The organism is Streptomyces sp. NPDC043867, from assembly GCF_056435845.1.
In genome coordinates, this window is record NZ_JBWKDS010000025.1 from 106294 (window position 1) to 123138 (window position 16845).

A 16845-nucleotide genomic window follows, 5' to 3' on the forward strand; every position below is an offset into this window, starting at 1 on the left:
GGCTCCTCACAGATCAGGGCATTCTACTTGAGCTCACGGCACGCCGCCCAGTGCACATTTCCCATGCCGGGTTTCAGCAGTTCGCTCATCGCAGTCTCTTTTCCGACGGTCGTCGAATTCTCGAACACGCTGAAACCTCCGCCGCCCGTCGATGCGGGAGGCGCCAGCGTGTAGTTCGGGATGACATCGCCCGGACCGAACGTCTCCACGTAGCCTCCCGGATACACGCCTCGCTCGACGGTCAGGCCGTTGAGTCCGGGAAGTGCGTCTCCGTGCTGCACGTAGAAGGAGATGTTGGTTCCCTCGGGCACCACGGTTTCGCCGGCTCTGGCTGGGAGATAGCCGTGACCGGCGAAGACTTTCTCGCCGTCCAGACGGCCACCGGACAGCACGCGGTCCGCATAGTAATGGCCCTCGGTGTCGGGCCACTTCTTGTTCACGATCTGCGGGTTGGAGTCGCGCAGCGCCTGCATGACGTCCGCACGCTCGGGCATGGGGTCCCCGGAACCTCTGGCCGCCTGACGCTCGAGGCCCTCCCTCGCTCCGCGTTGCGCCGCCGTCTCCAGGCCCTCCTTCGTCGCCATGCGCAGTCCGCCGCGGGCGAGGCCGGCGCCTTTGGTGCCGATGAGTTCGGGGATGAGGCGGCCGACGAACTCGGAGGGGTCCTTCTTGAAACCGTCGACGGCGGCCTGGACGACCCGTTCGGGATGGGAGGCGGTGGAGACCAGGCCGGCCAGCGTCATGTTGACGTTCTGCAGGTAGGCGGCCGGGTGGGTGAGGTTGTACGGGTCGGTGGGGTTGAGGCCGCGGACGAAGTTGAGCAGTCCGGCCGTGCCCTTGAGAGCGCCGCCGACGACATGGGTGAGTTCGGTGTTGACGGCCTGGTAGCCGTCCACGAAGTCGTTGCCCAGGCGCTCCAGCGGCGGGGGTTCGGCGGGCGCGTGGGCCACGGCCGCCTTCACCTTGCCCTGCGCCTCGGCGGCCGCCGTGTTGCGCTGCCTGCGGGCCTCGGCGAGCTTCTCGGCGGCCGCCCTGACGTCCGCCTTGCCGGGGTCCTTGAACGGCTCGGGCCGCGGACCGGGGTCCTCGTTCGCCTTGATCTTCGCGTTGTAGGCGTCGACCTTCTTGTTGTACGCGTCGGCCGCGTCCTTGGACGCCTTGATGCCCTTCTTGTAGAGCTCCACCGCCTCCTTGGCCTGCCCCTGCGCCCACTTGACGGTGCCCGCGTACGCCTCCAGCGCCCCCGCCGCCGCCTCACACGCCTCGGACGCCTGTGCCCACTTGGCGGGGTGGACGCCGAACTTCTCCCGGAACGCGGCGCCGCCCTCGCCCTGCCAGCCGGACGAGTCGATCTTCTTCAGTCCCGAACCGACCTTGTCGAAGGCGCCGTGGAAGTCCTTGAGGTGCTTGGCACTCTCGCGGATCTTGTCCGGGTTGCCGTGGACGAGCTCGTTGGCCTCCTCGGTCTGGCCGAGCTGCTGCTCGCCGGGGGTGGCGCCCAGGTCCGAGGCGACCTCGTCGCCCCAGTCCTCCACGCTGTCGGCCCAGTCGTGCGCACCGACCTTGTCCAGGCCTTCGCCCAGCTTGTCCGTGGTCCAGTCGACACCCTCCCCGAGCTTCTCCTTGCCCGCGTCGTAGAGGTCCTCGGCGCCGCCCAGCAGCGAGTTGGTGAGGTCTCCGAGTCCCATCAGCCGTCAGCGCCCTGCTGTTGGGCCGCCTTGGCCCGCTCCTCGGGAGAGGGGCCGAAGGTGTCGTCCAGGAAACTGTCGTACTCCTGGTCCGACACCCCGAGCGTGCCGTGCAGATTCTCGGGGTTGAGGCCCAGCGGGCCGACCGTGTGCGAGGTCATCACGTCCCGGCCCGCGTCCTTCCAGGCCTGCCCGCTGTTGGCCAGCGCCTGGTCGAAGGACTCCTTGCTGTAGTCCACGTCGCCGCCGTAGACACCGGACTTGGCGAGGTCGCCCCAGCCCATCTTCTCCACCTCCTCCTCGGAGGCGTACGGATTGCCGATGGCCGAGTTGGCGACGACCTTGAAACTGCCCTCGACGTAGTGCTCGGTCTCGTAGTAAGTGCCCGCCGACAGACCCGTCTTCACGGCGAACCCGTTGCCCTCGTTGATCAGCGACCGCACGCCCCATTCCCAGCGCTCGCAGAACGACTTGAAGCCGGCGGTCAGCCCCTCGTGGCCGAGCTCCAGTCCGGACAGGGCGATGTCGCCGAAGCCGCGCCCGGCACCGGCCTCGCCCACCATGCCCAGCTCCTTCAACTCGCCCAGCGCCTCGGTCAGGCCCTGGGCGATCAGGGCGAGCCCGTCCGCCTTGAGATCCTTGCCCCCGTCGCCGGTCATGCCGCGCCCCCCGTCTCGAAGTCAACCGCCGCCCGGTCGGGAACGACGCCCCGCACCGGTGGAAACACCATCCCGTCCGGCCCGTCCGCGCAGTCCAGCGCCACCCCGCAGGGCACCCCGGCGGCCGGGACCGCCACATCCAGCAACCGCGCGCCGAGGACCGTCTGGTACGTCCACTTCCGCGCGAACTCACCCCGTGCCTGCGCGTAGCGTGCCAGCGCCTGCCCGTCGGAGAACGCCAGGATGAAGCGCACCCCGTTCCAGTCGGCGGTCAGCAGCCCGCGCTCAGCGTCCGGGCCGTCCGCCTCACCCAGCGGCACCAGCACCGCCGTATGCCGGAACTCCTCCAGCAGCTCCGCGAACCGCCGTCTGCGGGCGGCCACTTCAGGATCCTCGGCAACCGGGACCGGGGGCTGCCCGGCCGGTGCCGGGACGTACTTGTCCACGTAATCGGACAAGCGGGATCTTGGTCGGTGCGCGTTCGCCGTTCTGTCTTCCCCGTTGTTGGACACGACCGCAATCATCACATCGGCTTGTCGGCGCGGACAATGAGGGCTTACGAGGCTTCGACCACCGGCCTGACTGCGCCCACCGGGCCCAGGGATCGAAGCAAGGGCGCTCCGGGGACTCAGGTTTGTCGCCGCATCCGACATCCGAGGTGTTCGTCCCGCTCGCGCGAGACTGTTCGGCGCGTCGGGAGATGCCCACTTGATGCGCTGCTGCGCTGGTCGGCGGCGCTCGGCGACCCCAGACTCGGCAACTCGATCGGTTTCGGCGGGCGCAGCGGGGCGTACTCGGGCTGCGCCTCACCGGGACGCGGTGGCCGTCAGGCCGATGCGCGCTTGCGCGGTGCGGCCTTTTTCGCCGCGTTCTTCGTTCCGCTCTTCTCCGCGGACCTGGCCGTGGTCCCGGCCGTCTTCTTCGCGGCCGTCTTCCCGGCCGCCGTCGACTTCTTCTCCGCGGCCTTCTTCGCGCCTGTCGTCTTCGTGGCCGTCGTCTTCGCCGCCGTCTTCTTGGCCGCGGTCTTCTTCGCGGCCGACGTGGACTTCTTTCCGCCGACGTCCTTCGGGGCGGCCTCGGCCGATTTCCGCGAGGTCTGCTTGCGGGGTGACTGCTTGCGGGCCGTGAGGTGCGTGACCTCCGCCTCCTCCCCCGCCGGGGTCTCCTCGCCGCGGGACTCCTTGGCGGCGCGCACGCTCTTCTCCAGCGCGGCCATCAGGTCGAGCACCTTGCCGCCGTCCCCTTCCCGGGCGGGCGGACCCGCCACCTCCTCGCCGGACGCCTTCGTGGCGATGAGTTCCTCGACGGCGTCGCGGTAGTCGTCGTGCAGATCCTCCAGGTCGACCTCGCCGAGGGTGTCCATCAGGGCGTCGGCCAGGTCCAGTTCCTGGTCGCGCACGGTGACGCCGGTCTCGGGGGCGACGCCCTCGGGCGCCCGGATCTCGTCCGGCCAGAGCAGGCCGTGCATGGCGATGACGTCGTCGACGACGCGCAGCATGCCGAGGCGCTCCCGCCCGCGCAGGGCGAACTTCGCGATGGCGACCTTGTTGCTGCGCTTCAGTGCCTCGCGCAGCAGGGTGTACGGCTTGGCGGCGGGGACGCCGTTCGCGGAGAGGTAGTACGCCGTGTCCATCTGGAGGGGGTCGATCCGGTCGGCCGGGACGAAGGCGACGATCTCGATGGTCCGGGCGGTCGGGATCGGGAGCTGGGCGAGGTCGTCGTCCGTGATCGGGATGATCGTGCCGTCGGCGTCCTGGTAGCCCTTGCCGATCTCGCCGGTCGTGACCTCGCGGTCCTCCAGTTCGCAGACCTTGCGGTAGCGGATGCGGCCGCCGTCCTCCAGGTGGATCTGGCGGAAGGAGATGGAGTGGCTCTCCGTGGCGTTCACGAGTTTGATCGGGATGCTGACCAGGCCGAAGGAGATGGCGCCGTTCCAGATGGATCTCACGTGCCGCACCTTTCAGGTCGATATCACCTGGTTTCGTGGGATTCTCATCGTATGACGCCGATTACCGAGGTGGAGGGGCGACGGCTCGCGCTGAGCAACCTGGAGAAGGTCCTGTATCCGGCGACCGGCTTCACCAAGGGCGAGCTGCTGCACTACTACGCGACGACCGCGGACGCCCTGCTGGCGCACCTCCACGCCCGGCCGCTGTCCTTCCTCCGCTACCCGGACGGCCCGGACGGCCAGGTCTTCTTCGCCAAGAACGTGCCGCCCGGTACGCCCAGCTGGGTCACCACGGCCGAGGTCCCGCGTTCGGAGGGCCCCGCCCGGATGGTGATGATCCAGGATCTGGCCAGCCTGATGTGGGCGGCGAACCTCGTCACGGAGTTCCACACGCACCAGTGGCGGATCGAGACGCCCGGGTGCGCCGACCGGATGGTCTTCGACCTCGACCCGGGGGCGCCCGCGACCGTCGTCGAATGCTGCGAGGTGGCGCTGTGGCTGCGGGAGCGGCTGGCGGCGGACGGGATCGAGGCGTACGCGAAGACGTCCGGTTCGAAGGGGCTGCACCTGCTGGCGGGGATCGAGCCGACGCCGTCCGACGAGGTGTCGGCCTACGCCAGGAAGCTCGCCGTGGAGGCGGAGGGGGCGCTGGCCGGCCGGGTCACCCACCGGATGACCCGGAGCCTGCGGCCGGGGAAGGTGTTCGTCGACTTCAGCCAGAACGCGGCACGCAAGACGACGGCGACCGCGTACACCCTGCGGGCCCGGGCCGAGCCGAGCGTCTCCGCGCCGGTGACGTGGGACGAGGTCGCGGACTGCACGGACCCCGGCCACCTGGTCTTCCTAGCCGCGGACATCGAGCCCCGCCTCGCGCGGTACGGGGACCTGCTGGCACCGCTGCTGGACCCCGGCCACGCGAGACCGCTCCCGAAGTGAGCGGCCTCCCGCGCCGGGTCCGGGGGCCTACTTGCTCTGGAGCTTGCCGAGCGGGTGGGGGTACTCCTCCAGCGCGGAGCACGCCGCCTGCCCGACGGAGTCCTCCGGGTGCAGGGCGCTGCGCAGGTAGGCCCAGGTGAGCCGCTGGATCAGGGCGACGCGTGCGGGGCTCGCGTCGGTCGTCTCGGCGGCGTCGTGGCCGGAGACGCCGCCGAGGGAGTGTTCCGCGCCGAACAGGGTGAGCAGACTCTTGCGTCCCGGGCTGAGGAAGTAGGGGTCGGTGAACCAGTCCGGCCCGCGGGTGGTCAGCGCGGACTGGTCCTCGTCCCCGGCGACGACGAGGGTGGGGACGGCCATGCCGTCGAAGGACGGGTTCATGAACGGGAAGTGCTCGGCCGCGAACGGTGACAGGTCGTCGCCGCCCCGCCCGGTGCAGGCGAGCAGTACGCCCGCGCCGACTCGCGGGTCGGAGAAGTCCTCGCCGGGGTTGCCCTCGGCGTCGAGGACACGCGCGCCGAGCAGCGTACTCACCGTCTGGGCCCCCCAGGAGTGCCCGGCCACGGCGATGCGCTCGCGGTCGACGCGGCCGCGGAGTCCCGGCACGGCGGCCTCCAGGACGTCGATCTCGTCGAGGACGCGCTTGACGTCCTCGATGCGGAAGCGCCACATGCGCGGCGTACGGGGATCGTCGGCGGGGATGCCGAGCGTCCTCGAATCCAGATGGGTGGGCTGGAGGACCACGAAGCCGTGAGCGGCCCAGAAGTCCACCAGCGGGGCGTAGCCGTCCATCGAAGAGCCGTAGCCGTGCGAGAACACGATGACGGGCAGGTCGGTCCCGGTCGCGGGCGCGGACACGCGGACCTGGAGGTCCTCACCCCGGCCGGGGGCCGGCAGGACGCCGGGCTTCACGGACAGGATCGGGGCGGGCGCACCCGCGCTGTCCGGCAGGATCGCGGTGGTCGGGACGGGCATGGCCGTACTTCCATTCGATAGCTGTGCGACGGCCGCACGGGGCCGGCACTTTGTCGCCGGAACGGCGCCTGGCATCATAATGAAACGGAACGTTGTTCCGGAAAAGACGATACGGAACGACGTTCCGTTTTGGCAAGCCCGTAATGGAGGGAGCGACGCGGTGAACGACAGCGACGAGGGGGCGGGACAGCGGGCCCGGCCCAAGCGGAGGGACGCCCGGCGCAACGAGGGGACCCTGCTCGACGCGGCCGCCGCCGTTTTCGTCAGGTCGGGCGTCGAGGCGCCGGTGCGCGAGATCGCGGCCGAGGCCGGGGTCGGGCTGGGCACGATCTACCGGCACTTCCCGACGCGGGCGGATCTCATCATCGCCGTCTACCGGCGACAGGTGGACACCTGTGCCGAGGCGGGGCCGGAGCTGCTGGCGAGCAGTGCGACCCCGCACGCCGCGCTGGGGCGGTGGATCGACCGCTTCGTGGACTTCCTGGTCACCAAGCACGGGCTCGCCGCGGTCTGGCAGTCCGGCGATGCCGGGTTCGAGGCGCTGCACGCGTACTTCCTCGACCGGCTCCTGCCGGTGTGCGCCCAGTTGCTGGAGGCGGCGGACCGGGCGGGGGAGATTCGGTCCGGGATCGACGCGTACGGCCTCATGCGGGGGGTGGGGAATCTCTGCATCGGGGCGGAAGGTGACCCCCGCTATGACGCGCGCCGCCTGGTCGAACTCCTGATCGCGGGCCTACGCCGCCCTCAGTGACCGGGGTCGTCCGGGTGCGTTGAGCCGACGAGCTGCCGCCTGCCCCCACCCCTGCCCGCAGCAAGCCGACACGACCCGCACCCGCCCGCCCGCAGAAGGGGCCGTGCCGGTACATCAGATGCCCGTTGCAGGTCGGGCAGACAACCCCGGCGCACCTCGGTAACCAGCGTGCACGCCCGACATGCAACGGGCGGATGCACCGGCACGGCCCCGACCCACCCACCGGGCCAAGGCGCCCCACCCACCGGGGCAAAGGCGCAGCGGGACGGACCCACCCACCGGGGCGAAGGCGCAACCGGGCGCACCCGCCCACCGGAGCAAAGACACAACCGGACGGACCCACCCACCGGAGCAAAGACACAACCGGACGGACCCACCCACCGGAGCAAAGACACAACCGGGCGAACCCACCCACCGGAGACAGGCGCGGGCCCGCCCTACCCACCCGAGAGCGGGCGCGGCACCCGCACCGCTCACGCCCGCAGCCACGTCCCCCGGTCCCGCGCCATCGCGTGCAGCGCCTCGACGTCCGCCGGTTTCAGGACGCCGCCCAGGCGGGCCAAGGACGGCACGTCCGCATCCCGCAGGATGCGGACCGCACGCGGCGGAGCGGTCACCGCCACACCGGCGGGTTCGGCCAGCACCAGCACGGGCCTGACCTCCGCCGTCAGGGCGTACGACGCACGGTCCGCCTCCGCCCGGACCTCCCGCAGCAGCGGCTGCGGCTCCCGGCGCCCCACCGTCACCATCGGGTCGGCGACGAACACCCGCTGCCTGCGCGCGTACAGGGTCCGTACGGAGAACAGCCCGCCGGGACCGATCACGAGGTGGTGGAGACGGTCCCCGCCGGGCAGCGGCACCGAGTGCAGCGTGTGCCACCCGGCGCCGTCCAACTCGTCCAGCGCCTCTCCGACGGCCTGCTCGACGGCCAGCGCCCGCCGCCGCGGATCGGGCCGCAGCCGGTGCGCGGGCCCCGGATCACGGTCGAGGGCGATCAGCAGCGCCTCGCCAGGCCGGTTCGGCGCCAGGTCGTCGTCCGGGTGCAGGGTGAGGCGGGCCAGCTCGGCGGGCGTCGGGACGGGTGGCGGTCCCACCGCCACCGGCCCGGTCAGGAAGGGCCCGAGCGCGTCGAGCACGTCCTCGCGCCGGTCCTCGCTGAGCACACTCACCCGGGCCGCCTCGCGGTCGTACCAGGCGACGTTGCTCCCGTCCGTACGACATACGTACAGCCGCTCCTGGCCGTGCCGCCAGGTCGGTATGACGCGCAGTCCGCTCATGCACCATCACCCCATGACCATGGGAACAGGAGGGGTGCTCCAGGGGCAACACCCCGTTACCTTTGTCAGGAGTCGGCCGGGCCCGAGGCTGGGGACCGCCATGGGGGGAGGCACCTTTGCGGACCCGCGGGAAGCATTCCGACGTACCGGCCCCGGACAGCGCGTGGAGCGAGATCGTCCCCGGCCTGTGGATGGGCGGCCACGAGTTCCGGGCACACTCCGGACAGCACGAGTTCGCGGTGGTCCACGACGAGTTCGACCTGGTCCTGACGCTGCTGCGGCTCCCCGGACACGGTCCGGACCCGGGCGTGGAGCACCACGTGTGGCCGATCCCGGACGGCCCCCTGGACGGTACGCAACTGGCGGGCGTGATGCGTCTGGCGCAGTCCGCGTGCGAGGCGCTCGACGACGGCAGGCGCGTGCTGGTCCGCTGCTGGCACGGCTACAACCGGTCGGGGCTCGTCGTGGCGCACGCCCTGATCCGCGCGGGTCGCGCCCCCGAAGAGGCGATCCGCCTCATCCGTACGCGCCGCTCGCCGTGGGCGCTGCACAACGAGCTGTTCGTGGAGTACCTGCGGTCAGGCCTGGCGACGGCCCGGCTTCTCGAGGAACTGGCCGAGTAGCGCGGCGCCCCGACCCGGGGCACAAGGGAGGTTTCCTGCCGAGGAGCACCGCACATAACGCGCATAAGGTGGACCGGACAGTCGCGTCGCCCCGCACCCAGGAGCCCAGTGACACCGGACCGCCCCGGCCACCCCACGCAGCGCCCCCTCCCCACGCACCGCTCGCGCCCCGCGCCTCCCCACCGCCCTCGTCCCGGCTGCCGCCCTCGCCGCTCTCCTCCTCGCGACCGCCACGGCCTGCGGCGACCCCGGCGACCTGCGCGGAGCCGGATCCACGCCGACGGCCGTCGGTCCGACGCGGCTGTGGCCGGAGGTGCCGCCCGCCTCGACGCCCGCCCTCGACTACGGCGAGGCGGACACCGAGACGGTCCGGGGAGTCACGGCGCCGGGCGACGACATCCACCGCGTGGACCCGCTCGACGTGGTGCGCGCCGAGGTGGCCGCGCACCCGGACCAGTACAGCGGCCCGCACGCCTCGTACGCCGAGACGGCGGACCGGCTCGGGGACTGCGGTGGCGGGACTACGCACGGCGGAAAATGTCCGGTCCTGCGCGCCTGCTACCGGGACCTCACCGGCGACGGGAAGGACGACATGGTGCTCGGCATCCGCTTCCCGGGGAACCAGCTGGCGGTGCGGGTGTACACGTTCGTGAAGCACGAGCTGGTCCAGATCATGGGCACCGCCGACAGCACGGCCGGCGTCGAGCTCGCGGGCCGGGCCGTGATCATCCGCTCGCCTTCGACGCTGCCGGGTTACGAGTACCGGACGGTGTGGACATGGGACCGGCACCAGCACGCGATGCTGGCCACCCGGGACGAGATCCTGCGCGTGGGCACCCCGACGCCGAGCGGGTCGCCGGTGCCGTCGGCGAGCGCCTCGTGAGACCGGCCCTGCCGCGGTGGACGGCCACCCTCACCGGGAAGGCGGCGGCCTTCATCACGGTGATGTGCTGCGCGCTCGCCGCACTGCTCGGGCTGCTCGTGCACGTGTCGGTGACCAACCACACCGTGGGCGAGGCCCGGACGCAGGCGCTGGACCGGCTCACCGCGGCCACGGAGTCGTACGAGGCGGGGGACCGGCTGCCGCCGGGCGCCGGCGTCGACCTGCCGGGGCTGCCCGCGCGGCTGAGGGCCCTCGCGGCGGGCGGGCGGCGCGGCACGATGGTCGGCGAGCACGACCCGCGCCCCACGATGTGGGCGGCGGGGCCCGCCGAGGAGGGACACGCGCTCGCCGTACGGGTCGACTACGCACAGGGCGCCCGCACGATCGACGCGCTGGACGAGGCGATCGTGTGGTCCTCGGCGCCGGCCATCGGGGCGACGCTGCTGGTGGGCGCGTTCGCGGTGACGCGGGTGACCCGGCGACTGCACGGGACTGCGCAGGTGGCCCGGCGGATCAGCGCGGGGGATCTGGACGCGCGGGTGGACGATCCCCGTACGAAGGATCCGTCGCGGCGCCAGGACGAGGTGGCCGCGGTGGCCGGCGCGCTGGACACCATGGCGTCGACGCTGCAGGGCAAGCTGCTGAGCGAGCAGCGGTTCACCGCGGACGTGGCGCACGAGCTGCGCACCCCGCTGACCGGGCTGCACGCGGCGGCCGAGCTGCTGCCGCCGGGCCGCCCGACGGAGCTGGTCCGCGACCGGGTCGCCGCCCTGCGCACGCTCACCGAGGATCTGCTGGAGATCTCGCGGCTCGACACCGGGGGCGAGCGGCCCGCCCTCGACGCGATGCGGCTCGCGGCGCTCGCGGGGCGGGTGGTGCGGGAGTCCGGCACGGAGATCCGCGTGGTCCGGGACGTCTGGGTGGAGACCGACCGGCGCCGGCTCGAACGGGTGCTCGGCAATCTGGTGGCGAACGCGCACAAGCACGGGCGGCCCCCGGTGGTGCTGACCGTCGACGGGCCGGTGGTGACCGTGCGGGACCACGGTGACGGGTTCCCGGAGTACCTCGTGGCGCACGGACCGCAGCGGTTCCGTACGGAGGGCGGCGCCAGGGGGCACGGGCTCGGTCTGACCATCGCGGCCGGCCAGGCCGAGGTGCTGGGGGCGCGGCTCACCTTCGGCAACGCCGCGGACGGCGGAGCGGTCGCGACGCTGACGCTTCCCCGGGCCGGGACGCGGCCCCCGCCGACGGGGCCGGAGGCGCCGCCGGACCTCGCCGCGGAGACACCTGCGCATCTCTCCGATGGCGCAGTGTGACGGGCGTACCGGCGGCGCCCCTCCTAGTGTGGCGAGCAGTCAGCTTCGCCCCGTTCACGGAGGAGCACCCATGACCCTGCGGTCCACGCTCACCCGCCTCGGCACAGTCGCCGCCGGCGGCGCCCTCGCCGCGCTGGCCGCCACGACCGCCCCGGCCCTCGCCGACGGCCGGGACTCCGACTCCGGCGAGAACCAGGTCAGCGGCAGCCAGGACCACGACGACACCCAGGGCTGGAACGAAGGCGGCCTCGGCTGGAACAACAGCGGCCGCGACTGGAACCACGACGGCAACCACAGCCCCAGCCTCTACACCGGCCGGGTCACGGCCCGGGGCGGGCTGGTGCTGCGCGACGCGCCGGCCCGCGGCAGCGCGGTCGTCCGCGTCGAGCCCTACGGCGCGACCGTCCAGATCTTCTGCAAGACGAGCGGCGAGCAGGTCGGCCACGACAACCTCTGGTACCTCCTGACGGACGGCACCTGGGCCTGGGGTTCGGCGAAGTACATCGACACCATCGGTGCGGACCCCCGCTGGTGCTGACCGCGCCACCCCGACGCGCGCACCGCACTCCGAGGCGGACCGCGTTGGCCCGTTTGTAGCGACATAACAGGACATCAGGGTCCCACGCTTGCTACGTTCCGGACATGATCGAGGCCGGAACCACCGTGGCAGCGGATCCGCCCACCTCCGCCGTACGCCTGCCCCGGCGCCGCGGCGTCGAATTCACCCTCCTCGTGGTCGCCGTCCTGCTCTCGGTTTACGGCTACTGCGCCGTCGGTCTCGCGCAGCACGGCACCCTCCCGCCCGGCGCCGCCGGTTACGGCGCCGGGCTCGGCGTGCTCGCGCTGCTGGCCCACTTCGCGGTGCGCCTGCGGGCGCCGTACGCGGATCCGGTGCTGCTGCCGATCGCCGTGCTCCTCAACGGCCTGGGCCTGGTGCTGATCTACCGGCTCGACCTGGAGACGCCGCACGACCAGGCGGCCACCACCCAGCTCGTCTGGTCCACGCTCGGCGTCGCGTTCTTCATCGTGGCCGTCGTCGCGCTGCACGACCACCGGGTGCTCCAGCGCTACACCTACGTCAGCGTGGTCGCCGCGCTCGCCCTGCTCACCCTGCCGATCTTCTTCCCGTCCGTGAACGGCGCCCGGATCTGGATCAGGGTCGCGGGCTTCTCCTTCCAGCCGGGCGAGTTCGCGAAGGTGCTGCTCGCGGTCTTCTTCGCCGGCTACCTGGCGGCCAACCGGCACGCGCTCGCGTACTCGGGCCGGCAGCTCTGGCGGTTCACCCGGCTCCAGCTGCCGACCGGGCGGGTGCTCGGGCCGATCGTCGCGATCTGGCTGCTGAGTGTGGGCGTGCTGGTCCTGGAGCGGGACCTCGGCACCTCGCTGCTCTTCTTCGGCCTCTTCGTGATCCTGTTGTACGTCGCCACGGGCCGCACCGGGTGGATCGCGGTGGGGCTGCTGCTCGCGGTGGTCGGCGCGGTCGCCGTCGGCCGGCTCGAACCGCACGTGCACAGCCGGGTCGAGGACTGGCTGCACCCCTTCGCGTCGATCGAGGCGGGCCGGGGACCCAACCAACTGGCCCAGTCGCTCTTCGCGTTCGCCGCGGGCGGTGTGACGGGCACCGGTCTGGGCCTGGGGCACTCGATCCTCATCGGCTTCGCCGCCAAGTCGGACTTCATCCTGGCGACGGCCGGCGAGGAACTGGGCCTGATCGGGCTCTGCGGGATCTTCCTGCTGTACGCACTGCTGGTGGAGCGCGGCTACCGGGCCGGCATCGCCCTGCGCGACCCGTTCGGGCGGCTGCTGGCGATCGGTCTCGCCTCGATCCTGGCGCTGCAGGTGTTCGTGATCGCGGGCGGGGTGACCGGGCTGATCCCGCTCACCGGAATGGCGATGCCGTTCCTCGCCCAGGGCGGCTCCTCGGTCGTCACCAACTGGATCATCGTCGCGCTGCTCATCCGGATCAGCGACTCCGCGCGCAGTCAGTACGACGGGACGGAGGCGCCGTGACCCGCTACATCCGCCGAGCGGCGGTGCTGTGCGCGGTGCTGTTCGTCGCGCTCCTGGTGAACGCGGTCCGCGTCCAGCTCGTCGAGGCGCCGTCGTACGACGACAACCCGGCCAACCGCCGCGGGACGATCGCGCGTTACGGCCAGCCGCGCGGGGACATCGTGGTCGGCGACGCGCCGGTCACCGGGTCCAAGGACACGGGCGAGCAGCTCCGCTACGAACGGACGTATCGGGACGGGCCGTTGTACGCGCCGGTCACCGGTTTCGCCTCGCAGGTGTACGGGACCTCGCTGCTGGAGAACGCGGAGGACGGTGTCCTGTCGGGCGCCGATCCCCTGCTGGCCCCGCTCCCCCTGTGGAACGGCTTCACGCGGGCCAGGAGTCCGGGCGGTGAGGTGGTCACCACGATCCACGCGGCGGCGCAGCGGGCGGCGTTCCGCGGACTGGGCGCGCGCCGGGGTGCGGTGGCCGCGATCGAGCCGTCCACCGGACGGATCCTCGCGCTGGTCTCGGCGCCCTCGTACGACCCGGGACGGCTGTCGGGCACCGGCCCGGCGGTGAAGCGGGCGTGGGCGCGGCTGAACGGCGACGAGGCCAGGCCGATGCTCAACCGGGCCATCCGGCAGACCTATCCGCCGGGTTCGACGTTCAAGGTGGTGACGGCGGCGGCGGCGCTGGACTCGGGTACGGTGACCGACCTGGACGCGCGGACGAAGTCCCCGGACCCGTACACGCTGCCGGGGACCACGACCCGGCTGACGAACGAGGTGTCGGACTGCCGGGACGCCTCCCTGCGCTACGCCTTCGAGTGGTCCTGCAACACGGTCTTCGCGAAGCTCGGCGTGGACGTGGGGCTGGACGACATGACCAGGTCGGTGACGAACTTCGGCTTCAACGACCGCGAGTTGAGGATTCCGTTGTCCGTCGCGCCGAGCAACTTCGACACCCGGCTGGACCGGGCACAGCTGGCGTTGTCGTCCATCGGGCAGTTCGACACCCGGGCGACCCCGCTGCAGATGGCGATGATCTCGGCGGCGGTGGCGGGCGGCGGCTCGGTCAAGGCGCCGTACCTGGTGGAGCGGACGACCACCGAGGCGGGCACCCCGGTGCGGACGAAGGGCACGAGGACGCTCCACCAGGCGATGCGGCCGGCGACCGCCGCGAAGCTGCGGCAGATGATGACGGACGTGGTGAAGAGGGGCACCGGCGCGAACGCCGCGATCCCGGGGGCCACGGTCGGCGGCAAGACCGGCACCGCCCAGCACGGCATCGGCAACTCCGGTACGCCGTACGCCTGGTTCATCTCCTGGGCGCAGGCGGCGGACGAGATGCAGCCCGCGGTGGCGGTCGCGGTGGTGGTGGAGGACGCGGCGGCCCGCCGCGGGGACATCAGCGGCGGCGGGGACGCGGCGCCGATCGCCAGGGCCGTCATGCAGGCCGTGCTCGACTCGTGAACGCGGGCGGGCGCGGGCGGCGGCCGTTGCACCGCCCACTGCCACCACCCTGCGGACACTGTTCCCGCCGGGCCGGCGAGAGCGACGGGCCCGGCGAGAGCGACGGGTCGGCGGGACCCTGGGCCGGCGAGAGCGGCGGGCCGGCGGGACCGTGAACCGGCGGGAGTTGCCGAGCCCGCCGTGATGGCCCCCGTCCGCCGTGGCGTCCCCGTGACGCCGCGGCGACCGATCAGCCGATCGGCTTCCTGATCTCCGAGCGCACCTCGACCGCGGTCTTGGCGGCCGCCTCCAGGTCCACGTCGGAGGGGTCCTTCGTCATGCTCTCCGCGGTGATCTCGGCGACGGAGGCACCGGTGTTGCCGTCCACCCAGCCGCACATCGGGATGGTCATCGTCGTGCCCAGCTGGTCCTTGGTGAGCACCTGGCAGGTGATCGTGGTGTCCGAGCCGGCGGGCTTGAAGTCCTTCGGCGGTACGGCCACCTTGGCGCCGTCGGACTCGGCGGCGCCCTCCATCATCTTGTCGCGGGCGGTGCCGGTGTTCTTGAACCGGCCGTACATGCCCGAGATGACCAGGTTGCCCTTGGTGGTGTCGCCGCCGACGCTGTACTGGCCGACCACGGCGGTGACGTCCCGCGCGTCCCAGGCGCCGTCCGCCTCGCCCTCGACCTTGGAGCCCTCGGAGTCGGAGAGGTCCTGGGCGAGTTCGTAGCGCTCGTCGAGCAGGGTCTTGGGCAGCGTGAGCTTGAACTCCGCCTCGGGGAAGCCGCTGTCGGTCTTCGAACCGATCACCGCGAGCCCCACGACGATCACGACGACGAGGGCGACGACTCCGCCCACGATGCCGAGGACGAGACCCACCCGGCTCTTCTTGGGGGGCGGCGCCATCGGGGGCGCACCCCAGCCGTAGGGCTGCTGGCCGGGCTGACCGGGCTGACCCGGCTGCCCGTACGGGGCTCCCTGCGGCGCTCCGTAGGGCGCGGCCTGCTGGCCGTACGGGCTCGGGGGCGGCTGCTGACCGTAGGCAGGCGCGGGCGGCTGTCCGCCGTACGGGCCCTGGGGCTGCTGCCCGTACGGGTTCTGCGGATGCTGGGGCGGTGGAGGCGTGGACACGCCAGAACCGTACTCCAGACGGGTGAACCGCGGTGACCCGGCCGGAAGTCGCCGGAACGTCAGTCCTCCGTCGCCCCCGACTCGATCGCCTCCCGTACCTCCGCCACCCGCTCCCGCTCCTCGGCCGCGAACCGCTCGGCGTCCAGTTTCTCCGCGATCTCCTCGTCCTGGGCCATCAGGAGGTCGAGGTTCGAGTCGCCCATCTCGAAGACGCCCATGTCGACGTAGGCCTGCTGGAGGCGCTTGCCCCACAGGCCGATGTCCTTGACGCAGGGGACGATGCGGCTGAACAGCAACTGCCGGAACAGGTGCAGGAACTCGGACTGCTCGCTGTACTCCGCGGCCTCGGCCCTGGGGATGCCGAAGTTCTCCAGGACCTCGTCCCCGCGCAGCCGGTCGCGCATCAGGTAGCAGCCCTCGATGACGAACTCCTCGCGCTCGCGCAGTTCGGCGTCGGTGAGCTGCTTGTAGTAGTCGCGCAGCGCCATGCGGCCGAAGGCGACGTGCCGGGCCTCGTCCTGCATGACGTAGGCGAGGATCTGCTTGGGCAGCGGCTTGTCCGTGGTGTCGCGGATCATGCCGAAGGCGGCGAGCGCGAGGCCCTCGATGAGGACCTGCATCCCGAGGTAGGGCATGTCCCAGCGGGAGTCGCGCAGGGTGTCGCCGAGGAGCGCCTGGAGGTTGTCGTTGATCGGGTAGAGCATCCCGATCTTCTCGTGCAGGAAGCGGGAGTAGATCTCCGCGTGGCGGGCCTCGTCCATCGTCTGGGTGGCCGAGTAGAGCTTGGCGTCCAGGTCGGGGACGGACTCGACGATCCGGGCGGCGCAGACCATGGCGCCCTGCTCGCCGTGCAGGAACTGGCTGAACTGCCAGGACGCGTAGTGCTTGCGCAGCTCGCCTCTGTCCCGGTCGGTCATCTTGGCCCAGTACGGCGTCCCGTGGAGGGTCATCGCCTCGTCCGGGGTGCCGAGCGGATCGTACGGGTCGACCTCCTGGTCCCAGTCGATCCGCTTCCGGCCGTCCCACTGCTTGTCCTTGCCCTTCTGGTACAGGGCGAGCAGGCGGTCGCGTCCGTCGTCGTACTCCCAGCTGAAGCGCGCGGCTCCGCCGGCCGGCACGCTCCACGAAGGGTCTCCCGCGTTCATGGCATAGAGCTCATACGTCGGCATACCTGGCAGGCTCACACGAGGCGGACCCGGGGTCAACAAGTCGCGCGC

The 16845-nt window shown here is 71.9% G+C and carries 16 protein-coding genes; 8 read left to right on the forward strand and 8 right to left on the reverse strand.

Annotation, left to right across the window (positions count from 1 at the left end):
• Positions 1 to 23: 23 nt before the first annotated feature.
• The 4 genes from AC069T_RS24345 to ku all read right to left on the reverse strand — a co-directional run bounded on the left by AC069T_RS24345 (position 24) and on the right by ku (position 4295).
• Positions 24 to 1688, reverse strand: a complete 1665-nt coding sequence (locus tag AC069T_RS24345; protein ID WP_478784722.1) for a putative T7SS-secreted protein — start codon at positions 1686 to 1688, stop codon at positions 24 to 26.
• A complete protein-coding gene (locus AC069T_RS24350; RefSeq protein ID WP_478784723.1) occupies positions 1688 to 2347 on the reverse strand; it encodes a hypothetical protein in 660 nt (219 codons plus the stop codon). The genes AC069T_RS24345 and AC069T_RS24350 overlap by 1 nt, the downstream gene beginning before the upstream one ends.
• Entirely contained in the window at positions 2344 to 2871 is a 528-nt protein-coding gene (locus tag AC069T_RS24355; protein ID WP_478784724.1) for a hypothetical protein, read from the reverse strand. The genes AC069T_RS24350 and AC069T_RS24355 overlap by 4 nt, the downstream gene beginning before the upstream one ends.
• Positions 2872 to 3173: 302 nt before the next feature.
• The gene (gene ku, locus AC069T_RS24360) at positions 3174 to 4295 is read right to left on the reverse strand and encodes a non-homologous end joining protein Ku (protein ID WP_478784725.1); all 1122 of its coding nucleotides are present in this window, start codon (positions 4293 to 4295) and stop codon (positions 3174 to 3176) included.
• A 51-nt stretch (positions 4296 to 4346) separates the two neighbouring features.
• Here ku and ligD point away from each other — a divergent pair, with 51 nt between their 5' ends.
• Positions 4347 to 5231 (forward strand): non-homologous end-joining DNA ligase, encoded by an 885-nt coding sequence (gene ligD, locus AC069T_RS24365; protein WP_478784726.1) that lies wholly within the window; start codon positions 4347 to 4349, stop codon positions 5229 to 5231.
• 27 nt (positions 5232 to 5258) lie between these two features.
• Here the strand turns inward: ligD and AC069T_RS24370 are convergent, their stop codons facing one another.
• Entirely contained in the window at positions 5259 to 6203 is a 945-nt protein-coding gene (locus AC069T_RS24370; protein WP_478784727.1) for an alpha/beta hydrolase family protein, read from the reverse strand.
• Between the two features lie 160 nt (positions 6204 to 6363).
• Here AC069T_RS24370 and AC069T_RS24375 point away from each other — a divergent pair, with 160 nt between their 5' ends.
• The gene (locus tag AC069T_RS24375) at positions 6364 to 6954 is read left to right on the forward strand and encodes a TetR/AcrR family transcriptional regulator (RefSeq protein ID WP_478784728.1); all 591 of its coding nucleotides are present in this window, start codon (positions 6364 to 6366) and stop codon (positions 6952 to 6954) included.
• Positions 6955 to 7427: 473 nt separating this feature from the next.
• On the opposite strand, the gene AC069T_RS24380 is transcribed toward AC069T_RS24375, so the two are convergent.
• Positions 7428 to 8231, reverse strand: coding sequence for a nuclease-related domain-containing protein (locus AC069T_RS24380; RefSeq protein WP_478784729.1), 804 nt, complete (start codon positions 8229 to 8231; stop codon positions 7428 to 7430).
• 116 nt (positions 8232 to 8347) lie between these two features.
• Between AC069T_RS24380 and AC069T_RS24385 the strand changes: the two genes are divergently transcribed.
• From AC069T_RS24385 to AC069T_RS24410, 6 genes are all read left to right on the forward strand, one after another.
• Positions 8348 to 8854 carry a protein-tyrosine phosphatase family protein gene (locus tag AC069T_RS24385; protein ID WP_478784730.1) on the forward strand — a complete coding sequence of 169 codons (507 nt, stop codon included), beginning with the start codon at positions 8348 to 8350 and terminating at the stop codon, positions 8852 to 8854.
• Between the two features lie 313 nt (positions 8855 to 9167).
• On the forward strand, positions 9168 to 9737 hold the full coding sequence (locus AC069T_RS24390; protein ID WP_478784731.1) for a hypothetical protein: 570 nt from the start codon (positions 9168 to 9170) through the stop codon (positions 9735 to 9737).
• Complete coding sequence (locus tag AC069T_RS24395) at positions 9734 to 11053, forward strand: ATP-binding protein (RefSeq protein WP_478784732.1); 1320 nt, start codon at positions 9734 to 9736, stop codon at positions 11051 to 11053. Before AC069T_RS24390 ends, AC069T_RS24395 begins: the two co-directional genes overlap by 4 nt.
• A gap of 70 nt (positions 11054 to 11123) precedes the next feature.
• Positions 11124 to 11591 (forward strand): SH3 domain-containing protein, encoded by a 468-nt coding sequence (locus tag AC069T_RS24400; RefSeq protein WP_478784733.1) that lies wholly within the window; start codon positions 11124 to 11126, stop codon positions 11589 to 11591.
• Between the two features lie 104 nt (positions 11592 to 11695).
• On the forward strand, positions 11696 to 13063 hold the full coding sequence (locus AC069T_RS24405) for an FtsW/RodA/SpoVE family cell cycle protein (protein ID WP_478784734.1): 1368 nt from the start codon (positions 11696 to 11698) through the stop codon (positions 13061 to 13063).
• Positions 13060 to 14517, forward strand: coding sequence for a penicillin-binding transpeptidase domain-containing protein (locus tag AC069T_RS24410; RefSeq protein ID WP_478784735.1), 1458 nt, complete (start codon positions 13060 to 13062; stop codon positions 14515 to 14517). The genes AC069T_RS24405 and AC069T_RS24410 overlap by 4 nt, the downstream gene beginning before the upstream one ends.
• Positions 14518 to 14746: 229 nt before the next feature.
• Here AC069T_RS24410 and AC069T_RS24415 read toward each other — a convergent pair whose 3' ends face one another.
• Together AC069T_RS24415 and AC069T_RS24420 are read right to left on the reverse strand one after the other, a co-directional pair.
• Positions 14747 to 15628 carry a hypothetical protein gene (locus tag AC069T_RS24415; protein ID WP_476752283.1) on the reverse strand — a complete coding sequence of 294 codons (882 nt, stop codon included), beginning with the start codon at positions 15626 to 15628 and terminating at the stop codon, positions 14747 to 14749.
• Positions 15629 to 15687: 59 nt separating this feature from the next.
• Positions 15688 to 16797 (reverse strand): ferritin-like domain-containing protein, encoded by a 1110-nt coding sequence (locus AC069T_RS24420; RefSeq protein WP_478784736.1) that lies wholly within the window; start codon positions 16795 to 16797, stop codon positions 15688 to 15690.
• Between the last annotated feature and the right edge of the window lie 48 nt (positions 16798 to 16845).